This is a genomic window from Chitinophaga pinensis (genome assembly GCF_007896845.1).
In the GTDB taxonomy this organism is placed as follows: Bacteria; Bacteroidota; Bacteroidia; order Chitinophagales; family Chitinophagaceae; genus Chitinophaga; species Chitinophaga pinensis_C.
On record NZ_VOHS01000009.1, the window covers coordinates 60,213 to 83,402 of the forward strand.

Sequence of the window (23,190 nt, forward strand, 5' to 3'; positions counted from 1 at the left end):
GAGAATGACAAAAAAGAAAAAACCTCAAAAACACAGTAGCCAGAAGAAAACCTTCAGGGGGACTGTTCAGATAACCCGCTCCGGGATGTCCTTTGTAATTATAGAAGGACAGGAGAAGGATGTAATGGTCCGCCAGAAAAATCTCAACACCGCCCTCGATGGAGATGAAGTGCTTGTCGATGTGATCAAACAGGGCAAGAATGAAGGCCGTATGGAAGGTGTGATAACGGAGATCATTAAACGTAAAAAGATCGAATTCACCGGCAGTCTGCAGGTTAATAAAGGCTTTGCCTTCCTGATACCGGAAAAAGGGCTGTTCATGCCTGATATATATATCCCTGCCAATTCCCTGAAAGATGCGAAGAACGGCGATAAAGCCGTCGTTCGTGTAGTGGCCTGGGGCGAAAAGACCCGCAAGCCGGTAGGGGAAGTCGTGGAAGTGCTGGATGCCAGCAATACCAACGATCTGGCTATGAAAGAGATCCTGATCGAAAGCGGATTCCCGCTCAGCTTCCCGGATGAAGTGCTGAAAGAACTGAATCAGATTCAGGAGAACATCGATGCGGAAGAAGTGAAGAAAAGGAAAGACTTCCGCAAGGTCCTCACTTTTACTATTGACCCGGTAGATGCGAAGGACTTTGATGATGCCATCTCTATCCGTAAACTGCGTGGTAACTGGTACGAAGTAGGGGTGCATATCGCTGACGTCAGCCATTATGTACAGCCGGATACCGCGCTTGATAAAGAGGCCGATAAACGTGCGACCTCCGTATACCTGCCAGACCGCGTATTGCCGATGCTGCCGGAAAAGATCTCCAATGAGCTTTGTTCCCTGCGTCCGCATGAAGATAAACTGACTTTCTCCGCTGTCTTCAAGATGAACGAGAAAGGAGAGATCAAAGAAAACTGGATTGGCCGTACCGTGATCCATTCCGATCACCGTTTTACGTACGAACAGGTACAGGAAGTCATCGAAACAGGAGAGGGCCCTTACAAGGATGAGGTCCTCTTGCTCAATAAGATCTCCCAGACCCTGCGTAAGCTGCGTTTTGAGAATGGTGCGATCAATTTCTCTTCACAGGAGGTCCGTTTCCAGCTGGACGAAAACGCGAAGCCGATAGGCATCGTGATCAAGGAAAGCAAAGAGGCGCATCAGCTGATTGAAGAACTGATGTTGCTCGCTAACAGGACCGTGGCGGAATACGTATACAATATCCGTATCGGTACCAACCAGCATGTACCATTCCCATATCGTGTACACGATACGCCGGATGAGGAAAAACTGAAAATGTTCTCCGCCTTTGCCCGCAAGTTCGGTCACAAACTGGAAGTCGATAATCTCGAGAAACTGGCCCGCTCTTTCAATGAAATGTTGCAGCTGGCGCATGGTAAACCGGAACAGCATGTACTGGAGACCCTCGGTATCCGTACAATGGCGAAAGCCGCTTATACGACAGACGATATCGGTCACTACGGACTGGGCTTCGAACATTATTGTCACTTTACCTCACCGATCCGCCGTTATCCGGACGTACTGGTACATCGTGTGCTGCAGCAGTGCCTGTCCCACGATATCCATCCGGACAAACAGATGGAAAAGAAATGTAAGCACTCCTCCGAAATGGAACGTAAGGCCATGGAAGCAGAAAGAGCGGCTAACAAATACAAACAGGTGGAATACATGCAACAGTACATCGGAGAAGAATTCGATGGGGTAGTGAGTGGTGTGGCACACTTTGGTTTCTGGGTGGAAACAGTAGATACCAAATGTGAAGGTCTGGTAAGCATCCACAGCATGAGCACCAAAGACGAGTTCGTATACGATGAGAATGAATATTCACTGGTGGGATCCTTCACCGGCAAAAAGATCCGTATAGGTGATAAAGTGAGGATACAGGTAGTCGCTGCCAATCTGGTGAAACGCCAGCTGGACTACGACCTTGTAGAGCCGGAAGGCAGTGTTGCTGATGTATTCGCTGGCGGAAGAGTAAGGTCTTCCCGTAAACCGGCTACAGATAAGAAATCATCAAGGGCGCCAAAAGGCAAAAAGAAAGAAACTACTTCGAAGAAGAAACCGGCATCCGGAAAGAAGCCGGGTTCCTCTTCCCGTAAAAAGTCATAATTTATATAACTTAGAGCCGTTTATAGATATCACACCATGCATTCATTCAAAGACTTAACCATTCAGTTTGGAGAACATTTCAGCAAGGAACATTTCCCGAAGGAGCCAAAGAAACTCTATGACGCTGCCAGTCATATCTTAAATATAGGAGGCAAGCGCATAAGACCGATATTGTCTATTATGGGAAATGAACTGTTTGACGAGATCCACCCGGATGCTTTTCATGTCGGTACCGCCGTTGAACTGTTCCATAACTTTACTCTGGTGCATGACGATATCATGGACAAAGCGCCACTGCGCCGTAATCAGCCTACCGTGCATACCCTGTACGGGGATACCGCTGCTATTCTGGCCGGAGACGTGATGCTGATCAAGGTATATGAGTACCTGAACAAAGTACAGCCACATTACAAACAGAAGCTGATCACCGCATTTAACAAGGCAGCTATTGAAGTATGTGAGGGACAGCAGATCGATATGGACTTCGAAGAAATGGAGCCGGAACAGGTGAAATACGACGATTATGTGAAGATGATCGCACTGAAGACCTCCGTATTGCTGGCTGCAAGTCTGCAGATGGGCGCTATCATCGGTGGTGGCAGCGATTACAATCAGCGGCATATTTACGAGTTCGGCAAAAACATAGGGATTGCCTTCCAGATTCAGGATGATTATCTGGATGCCTTCGGTGATCCGGAGAAATTCGGTAAACAACAGGGTGGAGATATACTGGTCAATAAAAAGACATTCCTGTTGCTGAAAGCGCTGGAACTTTGTAATCCGGCACAACATCAGAAACTGAAGGAGTTACTGGCGACCAGTCCGGATGATAAAGTGAATCAGGTATTGGAATTATTCCATGATTGTAAAGTAGATGCCTGGGCGGAAAAGGAGAAAGACCGTTTTCAACAGCTGGCATTTGAACATCTGGAAAGCATAGCGGTGCTTTCTTCGAGGAAGGGACCGTTGATTGAGCTGGCGAATTTCCTGTTGAACCGCGAACACTAGCAGTTAATTATTCATAGTAATATTATTGCAGATAAAGAGGCTGTCCGTCATAAACGGATGGCCTTTTGCTTTTTTAGCCGTTTATATACAATGTTTTTTGTCCGCAACAGCGTTTTTTATAATCAAAAAGCGGGTGAAAGTTTGCTTATCGGCTAATTTATATATATTCGCGCATTAGCTAAACCTGAACCTAATTACCGGATGTCCAAATCGCTTTTTCGTAAGAAATCTATTATCAGTATACTCAAAGATGCTCAAGATGGTTTAACGGATGCGCATGGAGGGGGAGAACTCAACAAGGTATTAAAGGTGAAGGACCTTACTGCGCTGGGCATTGCAGCCGTTATCGGTGCAGGGATCTTCTCTACGATCGGTGAGGCATCTTTTCATGGTGGCCCCGGTGTTTCCTTATTATTTATTATTACTGCTGTTACCTGCGGATTTTCTGCGCTCTGTTATGCGGAGTTTGCATCCCGCGTACCGGTATCGGGCAGTGCATATACTTATTCTTATGTCACGTTCGGAGAAATAGCCGCCTGGATTATAGGTTGGTCATTGATCCTTGAATATGCCATTGGTAATATTGCGGTTGCTATTTCATGGAGCGGGTACTTCAATAACCTGCTGGCAGGGGTAGGAAAAGGGCTGGGTGTCAACCTGTCTTTTCCGGAGTGGCTGACAAGCAATTATGATAGTGCGTCCCCTGAGTTGTATGCTGCTGCGCCGCATATATTCGGACTGCCGGTGATTTTGAACCTGCCGGCCTTTATCATTGTGGTACTGGTGACGTATCTGGCATTTGTAGGTATCAGAGAGAGCAAACGCAGCGCGAATTTCATGGTAGGACTGAAGATACTGGTGATACTCTTTGTAATTATTGTGGGTGCTTTCTTTGTCAACACTGACAACTGGACGCCATTTATGCCAAATGGATTTTCAGGTGTCCTGAAGGGTGTATCTGCAGTGTTCTTTGCTTATATAGGCTTTGATGCGATCAGTACGACAGCCGAGGAGTGTGCAAATCCACAGAGGGACCTGCCCAAAGGGATGATCTACTCACTGGTGATCTGTACAGTATTATATATTCTGATTGCCTTTGTACTGACAGGTATGGTGTCATATACACAGCTGAAAGTGGAAGATCCGCTGGCATTTGTGTTTAATGCGGTAAACCTGCCGAAAGTAAGTTTTCTGATCTCCGTGAGTGCCGTTGTAGCAACGACGAGTGTGTTGCTGGTATTCCAGATCGGACAACCACGTATCTGGATGAGTATGAGTCGTGATGGTCTGTTGCCAAAGCGTTTCAGTATCATCCATCCGAAGTTTAAGACACCTTCTTTTGCAACGATCGTAACAGGTTTTCTGGTAGGTATACCTGCTTTGTTCCTTAACCTGACGGTAGTAACTGATCTGACCAGTATCGGTACTTTATTTGCCTTTATCCTTGTATGTGGTGGTGTACTGTTGCTGCCCAAACAGGAGAAAGATCCGCATTCAAAACGTTTCAGACTGCCGTATATCAATGGTCAGTTTATTGTACCGGCGATCATTCTCATTTTTGCATACATTTTCCGCAATGAACTGCCACAACGTTTTTCTTTTGCAGGTGGCTGGGATGTGTGGAAACATAATATTCCTTTCTTCTTCTTTGTGGTAGCTGCGCTGATATTTGCGTTCCTTTCTATCCGCCACAAATTGTCACTGATTCCTGTTTTAGGACTGCTGAGCTGTTTCTATCTGATGACCGAGATCGGTTTCAGAAACTGGGTGGTGTTTTCCATCTGGCTGCTGATCGGTCTGGTGATTTACTTCGGTTACGGTTTCAGAAGGAGTAAGCTGGCACAAGCATAAGCATATCAATATTTTAGGAGATAGTTGCTTCCGTCATACAGACTATTGCTTTAGTCAACTTTATTTCGTATATTCGGTTAGCTCTTTGATCTTAAAATCATGTTTTATGAATCTACTACAACGAATAGACCGTTGGGGCGAGACGCATCATCCGCGTTGGCTGGATGCTATACGTGTGCTCCTTGGAGTCTTTTTATTCTACAAAGGGGTGGTTTTCATACAAAATATCGATGTTCTTAAAGCTGTGATCAACGAAAATCCGGTCCTCACAGTAATGTCGTTCTGGCTTGCTCACTACATTGTCTTTGCTCATCTGGCTGGAGGAGTACTTATCATTTTCGGTTTACTTACACGTGTGGCGATCCTTGCCAACATTCCCGTCTTAATCGGTGCCATCTTTTTTGTACATACCTCTACGGGGTTATTTAGTGTACATGGTGAAGCCGGCCTTTCTATCCTTGTTCTGCTGTTACTTGTCTTCTTCCTTGTGGAGGGCAGCGGCCCCATTTCGTTTGACGAATATATGCGCCGTCACCCGGCATGAGTATCAATTAAGAATTAGGAATTAAACATCAGGAATCCGGTTATATCAGGTGTTTACGGTGAATGAGATGTCACACCGTGAACGTATACTGCTATGTAGATAATAGTCAGCTGATAACCATTTGCTTAGTCACTCCTGATATCCATCCGTTGTGCATGGATCAATGATCCGATGCGCGGTTATGATATTGTCTGTTTCAAAGTTGCTTTAAAGCACTTTTTACCCCAATTCCTAATTCTTAATTCTAATTCCTAATTGATAGTTATCTTTGCTATTCGCGATGTGGACTGCTTTTTCACAACAGTTCCATAAAATTTGTATGACCATCGCGGCATTGCAAGTATGAAGTTTGAGATTGGTGATAAGATATTACTCCTGCATTCCAAAGAGGAGGGGACAGTCGTAGACATTATCAATAATGATATGGTAATGGTAGAAGTGGGAAAGGTGACTTTTCCTGTATACCTCGACCAGATCGATTTCCCGTATTTTCATCGCTTTACGAATCCGAAGCCGGCTCCGCCTCCACCACAACAGCGGATCCAGGGTTATGATATTAAGCCGGAAAAAAAGAAATACGAAGATAATATCCGTATGAGCAGAGGTATGTTCCTTTCAATCCTGCCGGTATTCCGTCTGGATGCCTATGAAGAGCATGTACAATCCCTGAAGTTTCATCTGCTCAATGAGACGAACGAGGCTTACCGTTTTAATTTTCAGGTATGGCTGCGCAATAGCATGGAATTGGAGATCCGTAATGAGATCCAGCCTTTCGGCAATTTCTACCTTTCCGATCTGATGTTTGAGTCGCTGAATGACAGTCCGCGGCTGGAATTTGTGTTTTTCCCAAAAGAGAAAAACGATAAACTGGCATCTTCCTTCCCGAAAACGTGGAAGCCAAAGGCTAAACAGCTGTTCCTGCAGTTGTCTGAGTTACAGGCCAGAAGAGATGCTACATTGACGCAGGTGCTTTTTGAAAAGTATCCGGAGAAGAGCAAGAATGACAAGCCTTACTTTGATCCATCCAGTGTTGGTGCATTTGCAGCGGGTAACAGTGGCAGCGGACAACCAGTACAGGTGCAGCCGGAAGCGCCCCAGCAACCGAAGTATGAACTTGACCTGCATATTGAACAACTGGTAAAGGAATGGAAGGGACTGAAGAACATTGAGATCCTTGCCATACAGTTGAACGAGTTCGTCCATTACATGGAACTGGCTATCGCACATCACCAGCATAGCATGATCGTGATTCATGGGGTCGGAAAAGGCAAACTGAAGGATGAAATACATGCCATTCTCAGGGAAACACCCGGGGTAGAAAGGTTTGTTAACGAATATCATCCCCGCTATGGCTATGGTGCTACGGAGATATTTTTCCGGCACTAGGCATATGCCAGGTTTTCTATTACATTTGCAGAAACTACAAACCGTGCTATCGCTTCTGCCGAAAGGCAGATGAGGAAAGTCCGGACAACATAGAGTAACGCACCACCTAACGGGTGGGGCTGCTTTTTTCTCCGTCAAAAGAGAGGAAAGCGGTACAGACAGTGCCACAGAAAATTACCGCCTGTTGTCTGCGTAAGCAGCGCAGGTAAGGGTGAAAATGTGGGGTAAGAGCCCACGTTCTGGTATGGCAACATATTGGGAGGGTAAACCTTGCGTGTTGAAATGCCATGTATACGGTCGCTTAGGGCTACTCGTCCGATGACCGAGGGTAGGCAGATACAGGTGCCGTGTGAACGGTATCGAAGATAAATGATAGCGTCTCCTGCAAAGGAGAACAGAATCCGGCTTATAGGTTTGTAGTTTTTGTTTTTATACATTGCTGTGCTTATCAACCAGAAGAAACAACCCTGAAGACATAACCCGAATTATATACCTTTTATGAAACAACAAGAAGAAAGAAACTGGGCACTCGCCATGCACCTCGCTGGTATCGCCGGTATGATGTTCATTCCACCTGCAGGCAATATCATTGCACCATTGGTATTGTGGCTGATCAAGCGTAATGAATCCGAGTTCCTGAGTGAAACCGGTAAAGAAGCGCTGAACTTTCAGATCACCCTGAGCATCATCAACGTAGGGCTCAATGTACTAGGTATGATCAACCACTGGGAGTGGAGCTGGGGCAGACCCGGATTCAACTACTATTACTGGGATTTCAAACAGTTCTCCCTGTTTCATGGGACGAGAGGGGTTGTGTTTGTAGTGAATATTGTGTTTTCAGCGATTGCAGCATCAAAAGCGAGTAACGGAATATTCTATAAGTATCCGTTGAGCTGGAGATTAGTAAAATAAAAGTGTTTTAAAATAAGAAAGGGGTGTCTGATCAACTCAGACACCCCTTTCTTATTTTATGAATGATTAGCCTTTTTTAATAGACTCCATCTTTGCTTTCTTCTTTTTCTTTGGATTGGTACCCTTTTCGGTATCGATGGTATCCGCCAGTTTCAATGCTTCATAAGCATTCACTAATCCACCGGAGATAGACAGATCTGAGAAAGGTACTTTGGTATCACCGGCACCCGGTTTATTTACCTCGGTAGTGCCATCCGGTAACGGCGTAGCAGATTTTACGAGGATATATTTCAGCTGCTGCGCAGTCAGGTTTGGATGATAAGCCAGTACCAGTGCTGCCACACCTGCAACAACAGGGGCTGCCATACTGGTTCCGCTGGCGGCGCCATATTTATTACCACCGGGAACTGTCGAGTAGATCTGTACACCCGGTGCGAAAATATCTACATTCTTCTTACCGTAGTTAGAGAAGCTGGCTACTTTGCTGTTGCCTCTGCCATTGCCGCTTGCACCAACAGTAATGTAGTTATTTGCTCTCGGAGAATGATCTGCGAAATCAGGATTCGGGAAGTTGTCAACAACATCATTGTCACTGCCATCGTTACCCGCAGCATGTATCAGTAATACGCCTTTTTCTTCTGCATATTTAACCGCAGCATCTACCCAGTCTTTGTGAGGGGAGAAGCCTTTACCAAAACTCATATTCACAACACGCGCACCATTGTCAACCGCATAACGGATAGCCAGTGCCACATCTTTATCACGTTCATCCCCGTCAGGAACCGCTTTCACCATCATGATGCGTACGTTATCATTGATACCATCCATACCAACACCATTGCCTCTTACAGCTGCGATGATACCGGAAACGTGTGTACCATGGAAACCAAATTGTCCCATCACATCACTGTTACCGTAGTATTTATCATTGATATCGTTGATGTTATCACCGATAATGTCTGCACGTTTATCCGCCGGACCTTCACTTTCAGCTGCTTCCGCTTTATGTTTCAGATCAGCGAGGTATTCATCAAACTCAGATTTCAGTTCGGAGTAGCTGATATTTTCTTCTCCGGTGTTCTGGAAGATGCGCTGCATGAACTTCTTGGCAACCATTACATCTGCGTCAGCAGTCTGAATGCTGTCCAGTTTTGCGGCTGTGAAATCATTCTGCTTCAGATAACCTGTCAGCAGTGTTTCGCATTTACGCAGACTTTCCTGCAGTTTCAGCATGGTCTTATAAGTCACCTTTGCTTCGTTGGCAGAAGGTTTCACTACTTTACCCTGCAGTTTCTGCCAGTAGAGGTACTCTTTGGATTGTTTATCCAGCACAGAGTCCGGATTTCCATAAAGGTTCTTATACCGGTAGTATTCGCGGGTAGCTTCATCGGAATCCTCCTTTACGCTGCGACCGTCTTTACCGCCGAGAAAGTTCCAGCCATGGACATCGTCCACGTAGCCGTTTTTATCGTCGTCAATACCGTTGCCGGGGATTTCTTTTGGATTAACCCAAAGGATGGATTTAAGATCTTCATGCAGGGTGTCGATACCTGAATCGATCACCGCAACCAGTACAGGGGTGCTTTTTTTATCTTTTAGTAACTCGTTGTAGGCCTTCTCAACGCCGGTACCGAATACACTATCCTGCGCATAATTCAGTAAGTGCCAGTTTCGCGGGATCGCTGTGGTTTGGGCATAAGTCGGGTTAGCGGTCAGAGCAGCCATCAACACAACACCAGCCATGACTGCCATAGCTTTATTAGATTTCATCAGTCTGTTTTTTTCTCAATAAACTTTACAAATCAAAAACCAAATTAGGTTAAAGGTATGCAAAATGTCAGGGATCGGGTTATCTAAAGTGATGAACGACAGAAACAACGTGCCAGCAGCTAATGAACGGGATAGTCGTCCGCGTATGTGTGACAATAGCTTAAAAGTACCTGTAATTTAGTTCAGTCACCTATTTACTGTTAATTTAACAATTAAAGGAATATGAGAGAAATTTTTCAGGGAGAAAGTGGACGCCTGTTGCCACGAAAGTCGCTACTGTATTGATATCAGCAATTCATTTTGCCGTTCGTCAAAAAAAATTTGCAAATACCACAAAAGTAGAATATGAATTTCCGGAAAAAAGTGTAATATTTAGAGCTGGAAGAGTACTTGATAACTTTCTATTAGTTAGTCAAGACTATTCTCATAAGCATGGTTTCCGTTTAACGAAAAAGCGAGGTTCTCTAACCTCGCTATTCTTTTGATCTACGTTGTCACTCACATGCAATTGTGAATATGCTAAATAATATTAGTTTAAAAGTTATCCGCATATTAAACGGAAGAGTAATGAGGAAATTGTGTTTACAATCAGAAATTACCGGTCTGCAATCAGCAATGAAATACTCCGGAGATTGATCTGTCAACAGATAACATATTGATTAGTTGAATCTTATTATCATAAAAGCGCGGGCGTCCACAATTGTGGACGCCCGCGCTTTTATGATATCTTTAACAGTAAACGCTGCCTGCAGGAGCCTGTTTGCTGACGGCTGACTGAAATTTGGTTACAGGTCAAACTTGATCCCCTGTGCCAGTGGTAAATGCGTCGAATAGTTAATCGTATTGGTTTGCCTGCGCATGTATGCTCTCCACGCATCAGAACCACTCTCTCTGCCACCACCTGTTTCCTTTTCACCTCCAAATGCACCACCGATTTCCGCACCGGAAGTACCGATGTTTACATTGGCGATACCACAATCAGATCCTGCCTGAGAAAGGAATAATTCCGCTTCACGCAGGTTGAGTGTCATGATAGCAGAAGATAGTCCCTGTGGCACGTCGTTCTGCATCGCGATTGCGTCTTCCAGCTTGCTGTATTTCATGACATACAGCACAGGCGCAAAGGTCTCATGCTGCACAATAGGGTAGGCGTTCTCTACAGCCGCAATACAAGGCTTTACATAACATCCGGAGCTATATGCATCGCCGGATAATACGCCACCTTCCACAAGGAAACTACCGCCTTGTGCCTTTACTTTTTCGATAGTATCGAGATAGAGACTGACAGCATCTTTGTCGATCAGCGGACCAACATGATTGTGCTCATCCAGAGGATTACCAATACGCAACTGCTGATAAGCTTTTGCCAGTTTCTGTGTAAATGCATCATATACACTTTCATGGATGATGAGTCTGCGGGTGCTGGTACAACGTTGTCCGGCAGTACCAACCGCACCGAATACACAACCGATGAGCGACATATCCAGATCCGCATCTGCTGTAATGATAATCGCATTGTTACCACCCAGTTCCAGCAAAGAACGACCCAGACGGGCGCCCACCACACTACCTACTGCTTTACCCATGCGCGTAGATCCGGTAGCTGATACCAATGGTATACGTGTATCCGCAGCGATCCATTCTCCGGTATCACGACCACCAGCTACGAGACAGCAAACACCTTCCGGAACATTATTCGTTTTGAGTACATCCTGTATAATGTGCTGACAGGCGATGGCAGACAAAGGCGTTTTTTCTGATGGTTTCCAGACGCACACATCGCCGCATATCCATGCAAGCATCGCATTCCAGCTCCATACTGCGACTGGGAAGTTAAAGGCCGAAATAATGCCTGTAATGCCCAAAGGATGCCATTGCTCATACATTCTGTGACCGGGACGCTCCGAGTGCATGGTTAGCCCGTGTAACTGACGGGAGAGGCCTACTGCAAAGTCGCAGATATCGATCATTTCCTGTACTTCACCGTATCCTTCCTGCAGGCTTTTACCCATCTCATAAGAAACCAGTTTACCAAGTGCTTCTTTGTTTTGCCGGAGTGCTTCGCCAACCTGGCGCACTATTTCACCTCTACGGGGAGCCGGCCATAAACGCCATTCTTTGAAGGCTGCCTGAGCGGTAGCGATGACCGTATCATAGTCTTCACGGCTGGCTGTTTTTACGGTAGCAATGTGTTGTCCATCGACAGGAGAAGATGCGTCAATCACGGCGCCTTTCGCATCCAGCCAGTTGATACCTGTGCTGACACCACTATTCACATTGCCGATCTGTAACTGTTGCAGAATGTCCTGTATCATGCGTATGCTGTTTTTATTGTTTTGATGTACACCAATAGATCAGGCTATTGATAATGAGCTATATAAGATTAACAAAATAACTAGGCCGGACAGGATACTGACCGGCCTTAACTGATTATTTATTCGTTTGTGAACTGTATGTACTTTCGAAAATACGGTCTGCATTGCCTGCCTCAAATCCTTCCCTGCGTTTTTCGCGGGTGATCTGATCGGCCGGAAGATGGGCGAACTCCGGTAGTACCCTGCGTTCGGCAAATTCCACATAAGAGCCTGCAATCTTCTGCACTTCATTATTGGCAAAGGTAGCCGGAATCATTTTGGCGACTGTACTGCTTTGCAACAGGAGGTGATCCGGACTTTCCTTGATCTTACCGCCGGAGTCATTCAGCGTAAATCCTTCTTTTTCGAGGAATTTATTGAAGTCGGCCACCGTGTTATAACCCGGCGGCAGGTTTTGTAAACTGATCGTGAAATGGTTCAGGTAATAACGGTTATAGATCACCCATGCTGCATATTCACTCTCCGCTGCCAGCTTTTGGTAGTCTTCCAAAGTAGGCGTGCGCCAGAGAGCACTGTGCAGGAAGGCGTCCACTGCCGGTCCGTCATTCAGGTCCAGATTGCTGACAGGATCTACCAGTACTTCTTTGGTGTAGCTGGTGATGATCTGTTGCGCTTCCGGACTAAGATCCTTCACCCGTAATTCACTGATGAAAATGCGGGGAAAGTGGGGGGCAGGAGGCGCATACCAGTATGCGTCCAGCTTCTTTGCCTTAAAGTGATACGCATCTCTTCTGGTGTAACCGTAGTGGAGGAAGATCTTTTCCAGCGACTGTATCCCGAGTTCGGGTACCCCTATTGTACGGAAGGCAATATGGTCATTCTCAATGTCTTCCGGAACCTGGATCAGATTCTCAGTGATCATGGCGGCAATAATGGCGGCAACATCAGGAACACGTTCCTGATAGCGTTGCATCAGACCGCTAAGAACATAGTCTAACATAAAACGATTTTAGTATTGTTCGTTATCGTTCGGAAAGTCTTTTGCTTTCACGTCGTGGATATATTGCTGTGACGCCTTGTAAATTTCGTCATATAAATTGAGATAACGACGCAGGAAGCGGGGTTTAAAATCTTTGTTGATACCTAACATGTCATGCATCACCAGTACCTGACCGTCTACATATTTGCCGGCGCCAATGCCGATAACCGGTATCTGGAGGCTTTCAGCCACCTGTTTGGCCAACATCGCAGGGATCTTTTCCAGTACGAGGGCAAAACAGCCTGCTTCCTGTAAAAGCAGCGCGTCTTTCAACAGTTTCTGGGCTTCTGCTTCTTCGGTTGCTCTTACACTGTAGGTGCCGAATTTATTGATGGATTGAGGTGTCAATCCGAGGTGACCCATTACCGGTACACCCGCAGAAATGATACGTTTTACTGATTCGATAATTTCTTCACCGCCTTCAATTTTGATACCATGTGCGCTGGTTTCCTTCATAATACGCACGGTAGAGGCCAGTGCTTCTTTGGAATTGCCCTGATAGGTACCAAAAGGCAGGTCTACGACAACAAAACTCCGCTTGATTCCTCTTACTACAGAAGCTGCATGATAGATCATGTGATCCAGCGTGATGGGTAAGGTCGTTTCATAACCCGCCATTACGTTGGCGGCAGAATCGCCCACCAGCAGGATATCCATACCGGCATCGTCAAAGATGCGCGCCATGGAATAATCATAAGCTGTCAGCATGGAGATCTTCTCTCCATCATTTTTCATTTTCTGTAATATGTGCGTTGTGATCCGTTTAACTTCTTTGTGCGTTGACATCTGAATGACAGATTATTGATGAGAAAATGGGCGGTAAGGTAACCATTATTTATCAATTACTTGCTAATCTCAGCATACAGAGACTGGATCAGACCATCTGCAAGCCCGATCTTAGGCACAAAGATCTCTTCGGCATCTGCCCAACGCATGATATTGATGTAGATCTGCAGCGCAGGGACAATTACATCGGCGCGGTCTTCCCGCAGATTGTATAGATGGATACGTTCTTCAACGCTGAAACCGTTGAATTCTTTATAGTAGTCTTTCAGTACTTCCAGTGTAAGCGGCTTACCTTCCTTACGCTTGGAGAGCGAGAAGATCTTGTTGATATTACCACCAGAACCGATGGCCGTTACTGTACCAAGCCCCTTCACACGGGATTTGATCGTGTCTTTCATATACTGCCATTGATCATCCTTTACCTGATGTTGCATCAGGCGGATAGTGCCGATATTGAAAGATTCTTTATAGCGAAGACTGTTATTGCTGAAGATGGTGACTTCCGTACTACCTCCGCCTACATCGACATACATGTAGGAGCGGGTTTTATCCAGATTTTCTGCAATGTGACTTTCGTAGAGGAAAGAAGCTTCCTCCTGACCGGAAATGACTTTGATGTCTATACCGGTCTGTTGTCTGACATCCTGTAATATTTGTGCTGCGTTAGAAGCATCCCGCATGGCTGAGGTAGCACATGCTTTCAGGTACTTTACCTCATATACTTCCAGCAAAAGTTTGTAGGCTTTTATCGTGTTGAGCAGATGATTTGCTCTTTTCTCAGAAATCGCACCTTCGCTGAATACATCAAGACCCAGACGCAACGGTACCCTGAGAAGGTTGACTTTAGTAAAATCCATCCGGCCCTGGCTGTTAGGCGATGCTTCTGAAATAAGCAGCCTTGCAGCGTTAGACCCGATATCAATGGCAGCAAGCTTCATGGGCGCAAAAATAAAGATCAATTAGGAATTAAGAATTAAAAATTAAGAATTGGGTCAAACATAGCTGACATTCATACGAAAATGCCCTAAAGCTAAATACTGTACCAACAATACCCTGATATACACATTCAGCTTATATTGAGCATTAGCGTCACTTAATGAGGCCAATTCTTAATCCTTACTTTTTAATTCTTCATGCAGATTAACTATACTGTTTCTCATGTAAATACTTAAAGATCTCTATCTGTGACCTGATCTTCTTCCCGCTACTATCGCGTTTGTATTCGTTCTTCTGTTCATTATCCAGTATCCTTGCTTTCACATTACCGCTCAGTTGAATGGCGAGAATATCTCTCAGTTCCTGCTGTATCGCCGGATCAAAGATCGGAATGGCTACTTCTACGCGGTGGTCAAGGTTGCGCAGCATCCAATCGCAGGATGCGATGTATACTTTCTCCTGCGAATCTTTACCGAAGGAGAATACACGGGCATGCTCCAGATACTCATCAACAATGCTGACAGCAGTGATATCTTTCTTCCATTTTTTATTTTCCGTATATGCGCAACAGATACCTCTGATGATCATACTGACATCAACACCTTCTTTTGCTGCTTCATATAGTTTGCTGATCATTTCAGGATCGGAGAGAGAGTTCATTTTGATAATCATAGAACCACCTTTCTTATGACGGGCGTTCTTGATCTCTTTGTCAATCATCCGCAGGAAGAAAGGACGCATACTGTAAGGGCTTACCGGCAGGGTATTACATGCCTCCAGCAACTTGATATCATGTTTGCTGTTTTCCAGATAACTGAATATACGGTTGATGTCAGCGAGGATGTTCCGGTTAGCTGTCAGCAGACAATGGTCTCCATACACCCTTGCCGTCTTTTCATTCAGGTTACCGGTGCTGACAAAGCCGCATTGTACAGTTTTGGTACCGATACGTTTTTTGATCACACACAATTTGGCGTGTATTTTCAATCCGGGGATACCGATCAATACTTTCACACCTTCGTCTTCCAGACGGGTCTTCCATTCCAGATTATCTGCCTCATTGAAGCGCGCACGCAGTTCTAATGCGACCGTTACCTGTTTACCGTTACGCACGGCATTCACCAATGCATTCACGATCTTGGAATTTCTCGCAAGACGGTAAGCGGTAATTTTGATACTGGTCACATTCGGATCGATCGCGGCTTCCCTTAACAGGTCGATAATCGTATCGAAGGAATGGTAAGGGAAATGCAGCATCACGTCCTGCATCTGGATGACGTGCATCACACTGGATGCATTCGCAAAGAGCGGATGTATGAAGCTTTTGCGCTGCGGACTTGTTCTTTCCTTAAATACGCCGGGAGGGAAATCCATAAAGTCCTTGAAGTTATGGATACGGGCGCCGGGAATGAGGTTGTCTTTCCCGGAAAGACCGAGGCGGCGCATCAGATATTCCAGCAGCAGCGGGTCTATGTCTTTATCATAAACGAATCGTACAGGTTTCCCTTTACGACGGTCTTTCAGTCCTTTTTCAATCTGGTGAATGAGGCTGGTGGAGATATCATTATCGATATCCAGTTCAGCATCTCTGGTCACCTTGATAATATGCGCTGAGAATTTATCGAAGCCGAAGTAAGAGAAGATATGCGGTAAGCTGAAACGGATCACGTCTTCCAGCAGCATGATATCTTCCTCACCATCTTTGGATGGAAGGATGATAAAACGTGGCAGGATAGAGGTCGGGATCTCGATCAGGGCAAACTTCTGTCTGACAGAGTTATCCTGTCTGGCCAACACTACTGCGAGATAGATGGATTTATCACGCAGGAAGGGGAAGTGCTGAATACTTTCTATCATCAGGGGGATGATATTGGTACGTACTTCTTCATTGAAGTAGTTCAGGACAAACTTCTGTTGTTCTTTGTTCAGGTGTTTTTCGGTACGGATGAAGATCTTCTGTTCTTTCAGTTCATCTTCTATCCCTTCCCAGATACGGTCAAATTCCCGTTGCTGGTCAATTACCTTATCCTGAATACCATCCAGAATCTCGTCGGGGTTCTCTTCGAGGTGCATGCGGGTAGACTTGCCTACCAGCAGCATTCTTTTCAGGGTTGCAACACGTACGCGGAAGAATTCATCCAGATTGTTGGAAAAAATACCGAGAAAGCGGATACGCTCAAGGAGAGGAACGCTCTTATCGGAGGCTTCCTGCAACACCCTGGCGTTAAATGCCAACCAGCTGATGTCCCTGGCAATAATCTTTGGTTTCTTAGCTATTGGTGCTATTTTTTTGCTATTGCTTTTCTTTTCCATCACAGGATCTTGAAAATTAGTATCTATATGCTCACTATTAGACAATCGCATCGGAAAGCTGATTAACGGTTGTGATTACACTGCTAATCGCAACAATACATATTTTGAATAACATCGTATGTTAAATTTCCGCTGTCTTTTCTTAAAGATAAGGATTTCTGCTGCGTGCCTCATCAATTTATAGCAGGAAATCCATGCCATATTTCTATGTTATGATGTATAAATCACCGGATTATAAGGGCGGAGGGTGCAGGAGGCTATGATGTATAGTTGTCAGTGGAAGGAGCGTCGCTTGTCGCAGGAATAGCGCATGAATAAAGGAATGTTACACAATGTGCATCCATGAGAGGGGGAAGACATGGACAAAAGGTGGACCTGATACGCATATGAGATGGACCTGATAGGGGATGGGGGCGAATAAAAGCGGTAGAAAAGGCGTCCGGAAGATGGACCTGATACGCACATAAGGTGGACTTGATGCATGCAAGGTATTCAGTATCAGTAGATCAGGTGGCGTCCTCAAAGAGGTCTATATTGTGTACTGAACCTGCAAATAAAAAGGTGCTGACGATTGATCAGCACCTTTCTTATAGTCTTTATCAAAGAATAATCAGATTGACAGCTTTTGTGAAGACCCTGTTGTAAGCCAGATGGCTCCTCATCACCGCCAATGCTTCATTCCTAATTGTTAATTCCTAATTTCTGCCCGCCGGTCGCTTCCTGCGGCTTATTCATCAACGGTAACGCAATCAGGCTACCCAGTCCCACGATCAGCACCAGCAGGGTCTGTGCAGACCATACTATCCAACCGAAGGCATATGCTGAAGTATCGAGCACCCCATATACCATCAGCGTGCGTTGTACCAGAAACTGGTAGGCGCCGGTACCACCCGGTGTAACGATCATACCTACGCTACCAATGATCAGGACTGCGAGGGCCGCCTTTAATCCGAGGTAACGGGTTTCTTCCATACAATAGAAGCCAAGGTACATCATGGCGAAGTACATTGCCCAGATCAATATAGAGTAGAAGATAAACAAGCCTTTCTTTTCCATTTTGCCGATGGAGCGGATACCGTCCCATACGCCATGTGCCAATGCACGGATCTTGATACCGATACCGGAGCGGGAAATCAGCCGGAAGCCGATAAACCCCAACAGGATCACACCGGCAGCAATGCCGGCAAGTATCAGAGAGCGGGAACTGCCGGCAGCACCCAGCTTGTTTTCAATGGGCAGCCATATTTCGTTGAGGAACAGACCGCCTATTACGTCTATCTGGATGACTACCGTGATCACCATAAGGATCAGTAATAGGAGCATGTCAACAGCGCGTTCGGCAATCATGGTACCTACAAGTTTGTCAACCGGAATCTTTTCATACCTCGCTACGATACCGCAACGGGTGACTTCACCGAGACGGGGTACGGCCAGATTAGCCAGATAACCTACCATGACAGCAAAGAAGGTATTCAAGGTGCCGGGATGATATCCCAGAGGTTCCATAATCAGTTTCCAGCGTACAGCTCTATACCAGTGACTGGCAATACCGACAATGATCACGGGAATCAGCAGCCAGTAATTGGCGCGCTGCAGTGAACTGAATATATCGTCCTTTTCCTTATCAGTAAGATTATGTGTAACAAGCCAAACTAATCCCAGCCCAATGGCTAAAAAGCAGATAAACTTCACAAATTTGGGCATAGTAATAGTAATTTTTTGGGATCAGCGGTTACAATTTATTATTTTCTTTCGGGAAAATGGCGATAGGAGTATGTTTTTTAGCCTCCTCAAAGTCCATAGATGCGTAAGAGATAATGATTACAATATCGCCAACCGCACAGAGGCGGGCAGCGGGGCCATTCATACAGACAACGCCGGATCCGCGTTTGCCTTTAATGATATAGGTTTCGAGGCGCTCTCCGTTGTTAACGTTCACTACCTGTACTTTTTCGTATTCAATAACGTTCGCAGCGTCCATGAGATCTTCATCAATGGTAATGCTTCCTACGTATTGCAGGTTTGCTTCAGTGATAACTGCGCGGTGGATCTTACTTTTCAGTACTTCAATATGCATGTTAAATATATCCCACTCCTGTGGGTTCTAGTGTGTCAGCAAAATTAGGGAAAAAATATAATACAGCGCTTAGGCCAACACAGACACGTGGACTGTGGCCGGTTTGAGGCTGAGTACTGTATTTATTTCGCGTTGATCAGTTAACTTGCATGTTATCTATCAGTCTGACGCCGCTGCTTGTTTCCTTTGCTGCAACAACCGCATATAAAGGATCCTTACCTGCTGTGGCCGGGAAGCTGATGTTGCCGTCAGGCTGTATGGAGACCATTTCCAGATAGTCCACGTCGAAACCGTTGCTTTCGAGTTCGCCGATACCCTGGGCAGACAGTTCTTTTAAAGGCGCGTCGTGAATATGTGCCTTTATCCCATTCAGGGCCTGGGAAATATGAAGGGCATTTTGTCTTTCAGCCGGATTAAGGCGAAGATTGCGGCTGCTCATGGCCAGTCCGTCAGCTTCGCGTTTGGTAGGGCAGATGACCAGTTCTACGTCCAGCTGGAGCAATTTTATCAAGCGATTGATAATCAGGCATTGCTGGAAGTCTTTCTGTCCCATGAATAATTTGTCGGGTTGTACCAGACCCAGTAATTTGTGTACCACCTGCCCAACGCCCTGAAAGTGTCCCGGACGGTGTGCCCCTTCGAGTACTGTTTCCAGCGGACCGAAGTCATAGTGCATCTCGGGTGCCAGTCCGTTAGGATACATTTCCTGCACAGATGGCAGGAACAGGACATCGTTGCCGGCGGCAGTCAGTAATGTGACGTCCTGATCTATAGTGATAGGGTATTTTTCGAAGTCGGCCGGATCATTAAACTGTGTAGGATTGACAAATATGCTGCAAACTACCAGATCGCTATTTTCTTTTGCTGCGGCGATAAGGGACAGGTGCCCTTCGTGTAATGCCCCCATAGTAGGCACAAAACCAATACGTTTGCCTTCTTTCTTAGCTGTTGATAAAAGCCTTCCGAGATCGTCTTTCCGCTTGAACAGATACATAATTTATTGCTTAAAAGGATGTTAAAAGTGCCAATTTGTCTTTTCTTCCGTTAAAAATCCGTAATTTTGCAAACCAAATTTAAAATTACTGCATTAATATCAGCATTAGATGTCCACAAAGAAACGAATTCTTTTTATTGCTCAGGAAATGTCGCCGTATCTGGAATTAACAGATTATGCGAACATGGTCAATAAAATGGCAATTAAGTCCAATGAGTCCGGTCTGGAAGTGCGGGTGATCATGCCCCGGTTTGGCATTATCAACGAGAGAAGGCACCGGTTACACGAGGTGGTAAGACTGTCTGGCATTAACATTGTGATTGAGGGTGACGACTATCCATTGATTATCAAAGTAGCTTCTTTGCCGAACGCCCGTTTACAGGTGTATTTCCTGGATAACGAGGACTACTTCAAACGTAAGACCTTATTTACGGATGAAAACGAGCAATTCTATGACGATAATGCAGCCCGTGCAGTATTTTTCTGTAAAGGAGCATTGGAAACGGTGAAGAAGTTCGGCTGGCCGCCTGACATTATTCACTGTAGCGGATGGATGACTTCGTTGATCCCTTTATATCTGAAGACTGCCTACAAGAAAGAACCGGTATTTGCCCACTCTAAAGTGGTTTACTCTATGGAGCCGAACAGCTTCAAGGAGAAACTCGGCGCCGGCTTCGTTAAAAAGGCAACCATCAGTACCCAGATCAAAGAAAAAGACCTGGAATTGTATAAAGAAGGTACCAACAGTGCACTGAACAGAGGCGCAGGTAAATACGCCGACGCAGTTGTACTGGCCGGAGAAAAAACTGAAAAGAAAGTGGTAGATGAACTGAAGGCGGAAAAAGGCAAGATCATCCTTCCTTACAAAAAGGATAACGAGGATCTGGCAGACTACCTGCAGTTGTACACACAACTACTCGGAAAATAACACTTACCATCAAATGATAAAGCCTCGTTAAAAGCGAGGCTTTTTTTATTGACAGGAAACTCATTTTCAAAGTTTTTTCCTATTTTTGGCGCGGTTTACCAGTAAGCATACCACCAAAGTGCGAAAAAATGGTAAATTGTACTGAATCAATACTAATCTAAAAGCCGAAATTCAAAAAGTTTATGCCTTATTTATTTACCTCAGAATCAGTTTCCGAAGGCCATCCGGATAAAGTGGCCGATCAGATATCCGATGCATTGATAGATCATTTTCTTGCCTATGACGCAACTTCGAAAGTAGCTTGTGAGACATTGGTAACAACTGGTCAGGTGGTATTGGCCGGTGAAGTTAAATCTGAAGCTTACCTGGATGTGCAGGAAATTGCTCGTGAGGTAATCCGTAAGATCGGCTATACGAAGAGTGAATATATGTTCGAAGCTAACTCCTGTGGTATCTTCTCTGCTATTCATGAGCAGTCTCCTGATATCAACCAGGGTGTTGAACGTAAAAACCCGGAAGAACAGGGTGCTGGTGACCAGGGTATGATGTTCGGTTACGCTACCCGCGAAACTGAAAACTATATGCCGCTGGCACTCGATCTGGCACACAAACTGCTGATCGAACTGGCTGCTGTACGCCGCGAGAACAAAGAAATTGCTTACCTGCGTCCTGATGCCAAGTCACAGGTAACTATCGAATATTCTGATGATAACAAACCTGTTCGTATAGATACAATTGTTATCTCTACACAGCACGACGATTTCGCTGCAGAAGGTGAAATGCTGGCAAAGATCAAGGAAGATATGATCAAAATCCTGATCCCTCGTGTTAAAGCACAGCTGAAACCTGAATTACAGTCGCTCTTCAACGACCAGATCACTTATCACATCAACCCAACCGGTAAATTCGTAATCGGTGGTCCTCACGGTGATACCGGTCTGACCGGCCGTAAGATCATCGTTGATACCTACGGTGGTAAAGGTGCTCACGGTGGTGGTGCATTCTCCGGTAAAGATCCTTCCAAAGTAGACCGCTCTGCGGCTTATGCTACCCGTCACATCGCTAAAAACCTGGTTGCTGCCGGTCTTTGCGACGAAGTACTGGTACAGGTTTCTTACGCTATCGGTGTTGCTAAACCATGTGGTCTGTTCATCGATACACGCGGTACTGCTAAAGTTAAAATGACTGACGGTGAGATCGCAAAAAAAGTAGAAGAAATCTTCGACCTGCGCCCATACGCTATCGAACAGCGCCTGAAACTGCGTAATCCTATCTATAGCGATACAGCAGCTTACGGTCACATGGGTCGCGACAGCAAAGTAGTCAGCAAAGTGTTCAACAAGGGTAAAAAGAACGAGAAGAAAGTAGAAGTGGAACTGTTTACCTGGGAAAAACTGGACTACGTAGAAAAAGTAAAAGCTGCATTCGCACTGTAATCAGTCGTAATGTACAAGTTATAAGAAAGGTCGTTCACCGTCTGGTGGACGACCTTTCTGCTTTTACAGCATGCACGTGTCAGAGGTGCTGAGTATAAGTACTTACTATACTGTATTCATATTTTATTAATATGATATATATCTGCTATCTTAGCGTACGTTATAACAAATAAGCCTTAGACTATACTTACTGTACGTTAGTGCTACGTTGTACACGTAGCACTAACGTACAGTAAGTATAGTCAGACCAATAAGAGGCAAAGAAAGGACAATACCCTATATCATGAAATACCTATTCCCCTTAACAGTCCTCTGTGGACTTCTTTCATTGTCATGCATGGCACAATCGGTTGACAAAGAAGCCGTTCCCGGAATTTACGTTTTCAAATCACTGACCTTCGACGATCCTGTAGATATCAACAGGGATGGCAAATCATCCAGACAATTTGAGGCAGAGACAGACGCCTGCGCGACAGACATGGTATATGAACTGAACGCCGATGGGACCGGCAAATACACCGTAGGGCAGCAGGAGAAAGATTGTAAAAACAAACAGGAGAGAGCGATCAGATGGAAGATCAGAAATGGCAAAGCGGGAGGCCCTGGCGCCGGGAAAATCTATCTGGTGATCAGTGATGCTGATGGCTTTGATCCGACGCCATTTGAGATCCTTAAACAGGCTAAAAACGGATTAAGCATCCGTGGTGAATTCAGAGACGGATCTGACTCTACTGCATCCGCTGTACTTGAACTAAAGAAGAAAAAACCATAAT

Annotated in this window: 18 protein-coding genes and 1 other RNA gene; 10 read left to right on the top strand and 9 right to left on the bottom strand. The window is 45.3% G+C overall.

All coding sequences use genetic code 11. From position 1 onward, the window contains the following. The first annotated feature begins 4 nt into the window (after nt 1-4). The 7 genes from rnr to FEF09_RS11605 all read left to right on the top strand — a co-directional run bounded on the left by rnr (nt 5) and on the right by FEF09_RS11605 (nt 7,823). Nucleotides 5-2,122 (top strand): ribonuclease R, encoded by a 2,118-nt coding sequence (gene rnr / locus FEF09_RS11575; RefSeq protein ID WP_146305261.1) that lies wholly within the window; start codon nt 5-7, stop codon nt 2,120-2,122. Nucleotides 2,123-2,158: 36 nt separating this feature from the next. After that, nucleotides 2,159-3,130: a polyprenyl synthetase family protein gene (locus FEF09_RS11580; protein ID WP_146305262.1), complete on the top strand. Its 972-nt coding sequence runs from the start codon at nt 2,159-2,161 to the stop codon at nt 3,128-3,130. Nucleotides 3,131-3,331: 201 nt separating this feature from the next. Beyond that, nucleotides 3,332-4,981: an amino acid permease gene (locus tag FEF09_RS11585; protein WP_146305263.1), complete on the top strand. Its 1,650-nt coding sequence runs from the start codon at nt 3,332-3,334 to the stop codon at nt 4,979-4,981. 106 nt (nt 4,982-5,087) lie between these two features. Then, entirely contained in the window at nt 5,088-5,525 is a 438-nt protein-coding gene (locus FEF09_RS11590; RefSeq protein ID WP_146305264.1) for a DoxX family protein, read from the top strand. 342 nt (nt 5,526-5,867) lie between these two features. Further along, the gene (locus FEF09_RS11595; protein ID WP_146305265.1) at nt 5,868-6,911 is read left to right on the top strand and encodes a Smr/MutS family protein; all 1,044 of its coding nucleotides are present in this window, start codon (nt 5,868-5,870) and stop codon (nt 6,909-6,911) included. Nucleotides 6,912-6,944: 33 nt separating this feature from the next. Further along, nucleotides 6,945-7,336, top strand: an RNA gene (gene rnpB / locus FEF09_RS11600) — RNase P RNA component class A. 73 nt (nt 7,337-7,409) lie between these two features. Further along, nucleotides 7,410-7,823: a DUF4870 domain-containing protein gene (locus FEF09_RS11605; RefSeq protein ID WP_146305266.1), complete on the top strand. Its 414-nt coding sequence runs from the start codon at nt 7,410-7,412 to the stop codon at nt 7,821-7,823. A 66-nt stretch (nt 7,824-7,889) separates the two neighbouring features. On the opposite strand, the gene FEF09_RS11610 is transcribed toward FEF09_RS11605, so the two are convergent. From FEF09_RS11610 to panC, 9 genes are all read right to left on the bottom strand, one after another. After that, on the bottom strand, nt 7,890-9,593 hold the full coding sequence (locus FEF09_RS11610) for a S8 family serine peptidase (protein ID WP_222596949.1): 1,704 nt from the start codon (nt 9,591-9,593) through the stop codon (nt 7,890-7,892). A 785-nt stretch (nt 9,594-10,378) separates the two neighbouring features. Then, a complete protein-coding gene (locus FEF09_RS11615) occupies nt 10,379-11,908 on the bottom strand; it encodes an aldehyde dehydrogenase family protein (RefSeq protein ID WP_146305267.1) in 1,530 nt (509 codons plus the stop codon). A 115-nt stretch (nt 11,909-12,023) separates the two neighbouring features. Next, the gene (locus tag FEF09_RS11620; protein ID WP_146305268.1) at nt 12,024-12,908 is read right to left on the bottom strand and encodes a DUF1338 domain-containing protein; all 885 of its coding nucleotides are present in this window, start codon (nt 12,906-12,908) and stop codon (nt 12,024-12,026) included. A 9-nt stretch (nt 12,909-12,917) separates the two neighbouring features. Beyond that, the gene (gene panB / locus FEF09_RS11625) at nt 12,918-13,733 is read right to left on the bottom strand and encodes a 3-methyl-2-oxobutanoate hydroxymethyltransferase (RefSeq protein ID WP_146305269.1); all 816 of its coding nucleotides are present in this window, start codon (nt 13,731-13,733) and stop codon (nt 12,918-12,920) included. A gap of 56 nt (nt 13,734-13,789) precedes the next feature. Further along, on the bottom strand, nt 13,790-14,671 hold the full coding sequence (locus FEF09_RS11630; RefSeq protein WP_146305270.1) for an exopolyphosphatase: 882 nt from the start codon (nt 14,669-14,671) through the stop codon (nt 13,790-13,792). Nucleotides 14,672-14,873: 202 nt separating this feature from the next. Then, the gene (ppk1, locus tag FEF09_RS11635) at nt 14,874-16,982 is read right to left on the bottom strand and encodes a polyphosphate kinase 1 (protein ID WP_186774308.1); all 2,109 of its coding nucleotides are present in this window, start codon (nt 16,980-16,982) and stop codon (nt 14,874-14,876) included. Nucleotides 16,983-17,663: 681 nt separating this feature from the next. After that, nucleotides 17,664-18,686 (bottom strand): lysylphosphatidylglycerol synthase transmembrane domain-containing protein, encoded by a 1,023-nt coding sequence (locus FEF09_RS11640; protein ID WP_146305271.1) that lies wholly within the window; start codon nt 18,684-18,686, stop codon nt 17,664-17,666. 28 nt (nt 18,687-18,714) lie between these two features. Continuing rightward, nucleotides 18,715-19,059 carry an aspartate 1-decarboxylase gene (gene panD, locus FEF09_RS11645; RefSeq protein WP_012791323.1) on the bottom strand — a complete coding sequence of 115 codons (345 nt, stop codon included), beginning with the start codon at nt 19,057-19,059 and terminating at the stop codon, nt 18,715-18,717. A 136-nt stretch (nt 19,060-19,195) separates the two neighbouring features. Next, nucleotides 19,196-20,053: a pantoate--beta-alanine ligase gene (gene panC / locus FEF09_RS11650; RefSeq protein ID WP_146305272.1), complete on the bottom strand. Its 858-nt coding sequence runs from the start codon at nt 20,051-20,053 to the stop codon at nt 19,196-19,198. A gap of 109 nt (nt 20,054-20,162) precedes the next feature. Here panC and FEF09_RS11655 point away from each other — a divergent pair, with 109 nt between their 5' ends. The 3 genes from FEF09_RS11655 (at nt 20,163) to FEF09_RS11665 (ending at nt 23,189) form a co-directional block, all read left to right on the top strand. Then, a complete protein-coding gene (locus FEF09_RS11655; protein ID WP_146305273.1) occupies nt 20,163-20,981 on the top strand; it encodes a glycogen/starch synthase in 819 nt (272 codons plus the stop codon). Between the two features lie 182 nt (nt 20,982-21,163). Further along, a complete protein-coding gene (metK, locus tag FEF09_RS11660) occupies nt 21,164-22,417 on the top strand; it encodes a methionine adenosyltransferase (protein WP_146305274.1) in 1,254 nt (417 codons plus the stop codon). A 337-nt stretch (nt 22,418-22,754) separates the two neighbouring features. Then, nucleotides 22,755-23,189, top strand: coding sequence for a hypothetical protein (locus FEF09_RS11665; protein WP_146305275.1), 435 nt, complete (start codon nt 22,755-22,757; stop codon nt 23,187-23,189). Nucleotide 23,190: the final 1 nt, after the last annotated feature.

What these genes read in the sequence shown, in the direction of transcription:
- rnr (WP_146305261.1), top strand. Translation starts at nt 5, where the DNA reads ATGACAAAAAAGAAAAAACCTCAAAAACACAGTAGCCAGAAGAAAACC.
- FEF09_RS11580 (WP_146305262.1), top strand. Translation starts at nt 2,159, where the DNA reads ATGCATTCATTCAAAGACTTAACCATTCAGTTTGGAGAACATTTCAGC.
- FEF09_RS11585 (WP_146305263.1), top strand. Translation starts at nt 3,332, where the DNA reads ATGTCCAAATCGCTTTTTCGTAAGAAATCTATTATCAGTATACTCAAA.
- FEF09_RS11590 (WP_146305264.1), top strand. Translation starts at nt 5,088, where the DNA reads ATGAATCTACTACAACGAATAGACCGTTGGGGCGAGACGCATCATCCG.
- FEF09_RS11595 (WP_146305265.1), top strand. Translation starts at nt 5,868, where the DNA reads ATGAAGTTTGAGATTGGTGATAAGATATTACTCCTGCATTCCAAAGAG.
- FEF09_RS11605 (WP_146305266.1), top strand. Translation starts at nt 7,410, where the DNA reads ATGAAACAACAAGAAGAAAGAAACTGGGCACTCGCCATGCACCTCGCT.
- FEF09_RS11610 (WP_222596949.1), bottom strand. Translation starts at nt 9,593, where the DNA reads ATGAAATCTAATAAAGCTATGGCAGTCATGGCTGGTGTTGTGTTGATG.
- FEF09_RS11615 (WP_146305267.1), bottom strand. Translation starts at nt 11,908, where the DNA reads ATGATACAGGACATTCTGCAACAGTTACAGATCGGCAATGTGAATAGT.
- FEF09_RS11620 (WP_146305268.1), bottom strand. Translation starts at nt 12,908, where the DNA reads ATGTTAGACTATGTTCTTAGCGGTCTGATGCAACGCTATCAGGAACGT.
- panB (WP_146305269.1), bottom strand. Translation starts at nt 13,733, where the DNA reads ATGTCAACGCACAAAGAAGTTAAACGGATCACAACGCACATATTACAG.
- FEF09_RS11630 (WP_146305270.1), bottom strand. Translation starts at nt 14,671, where the DNA reads ATGAAGCTTGCTGCCATTGATATCGGGTCTAACGCTGCAAGGCTGCTT.
- ppk1 (WP_186774308.1), bottom strand. Translation starts at nt 16,982, where the DNA reads ATGGAAAAGAAAAGCAATAGCAAAAAAATAGCACCAATAGCTAAGAAA.
- FEF09_RS11640 (WP_146305271.1), bottom strand. Translation starts at nt 18,686, where the DNA reads ATGCCCAAATTTGTGAAGTTTATCTGCTTTTTAGCCATTGGGCTGGGA.
- panD (WP_012791323.1), bottom strand. Translation starts at nt 19,059, where the DNA reads ATGCATATTGAAGTACTGAAAAGTAAGATCCACCGCGCAGTTATCACT.
- panC (WP_146305272.1), bottom strand. Translation starts at nt 20,053, where the DNA reads ATGTATCTGTTCAAGCGGAAAGACGATCTCGGAAGGCTTTTATCAACA.
- FEF09_RS11655 (WP_146305273.1), top strand. Translation starts at nt 20,163, where the DNA reads ATGTCCACAAAGAAACGAATTCTTTTTATTGCTCAGGAAATGTCGCCG.
- metK (WP_146305274.1), top strand. Translation starts at nt 21,164, where the DNA reads ATGCCTTATTTATTTACCTCAGAATCAGTTTCCGAAGGCCATCCGGAT.
- FEF09_RS11665 (WP_146305275.1), top strand. Translation starts at nt 22,755, where the DNA reads ATGGCACAATCGGTTGACAAAGAAGCCGTTCCCGGAATTTACGTTTTC.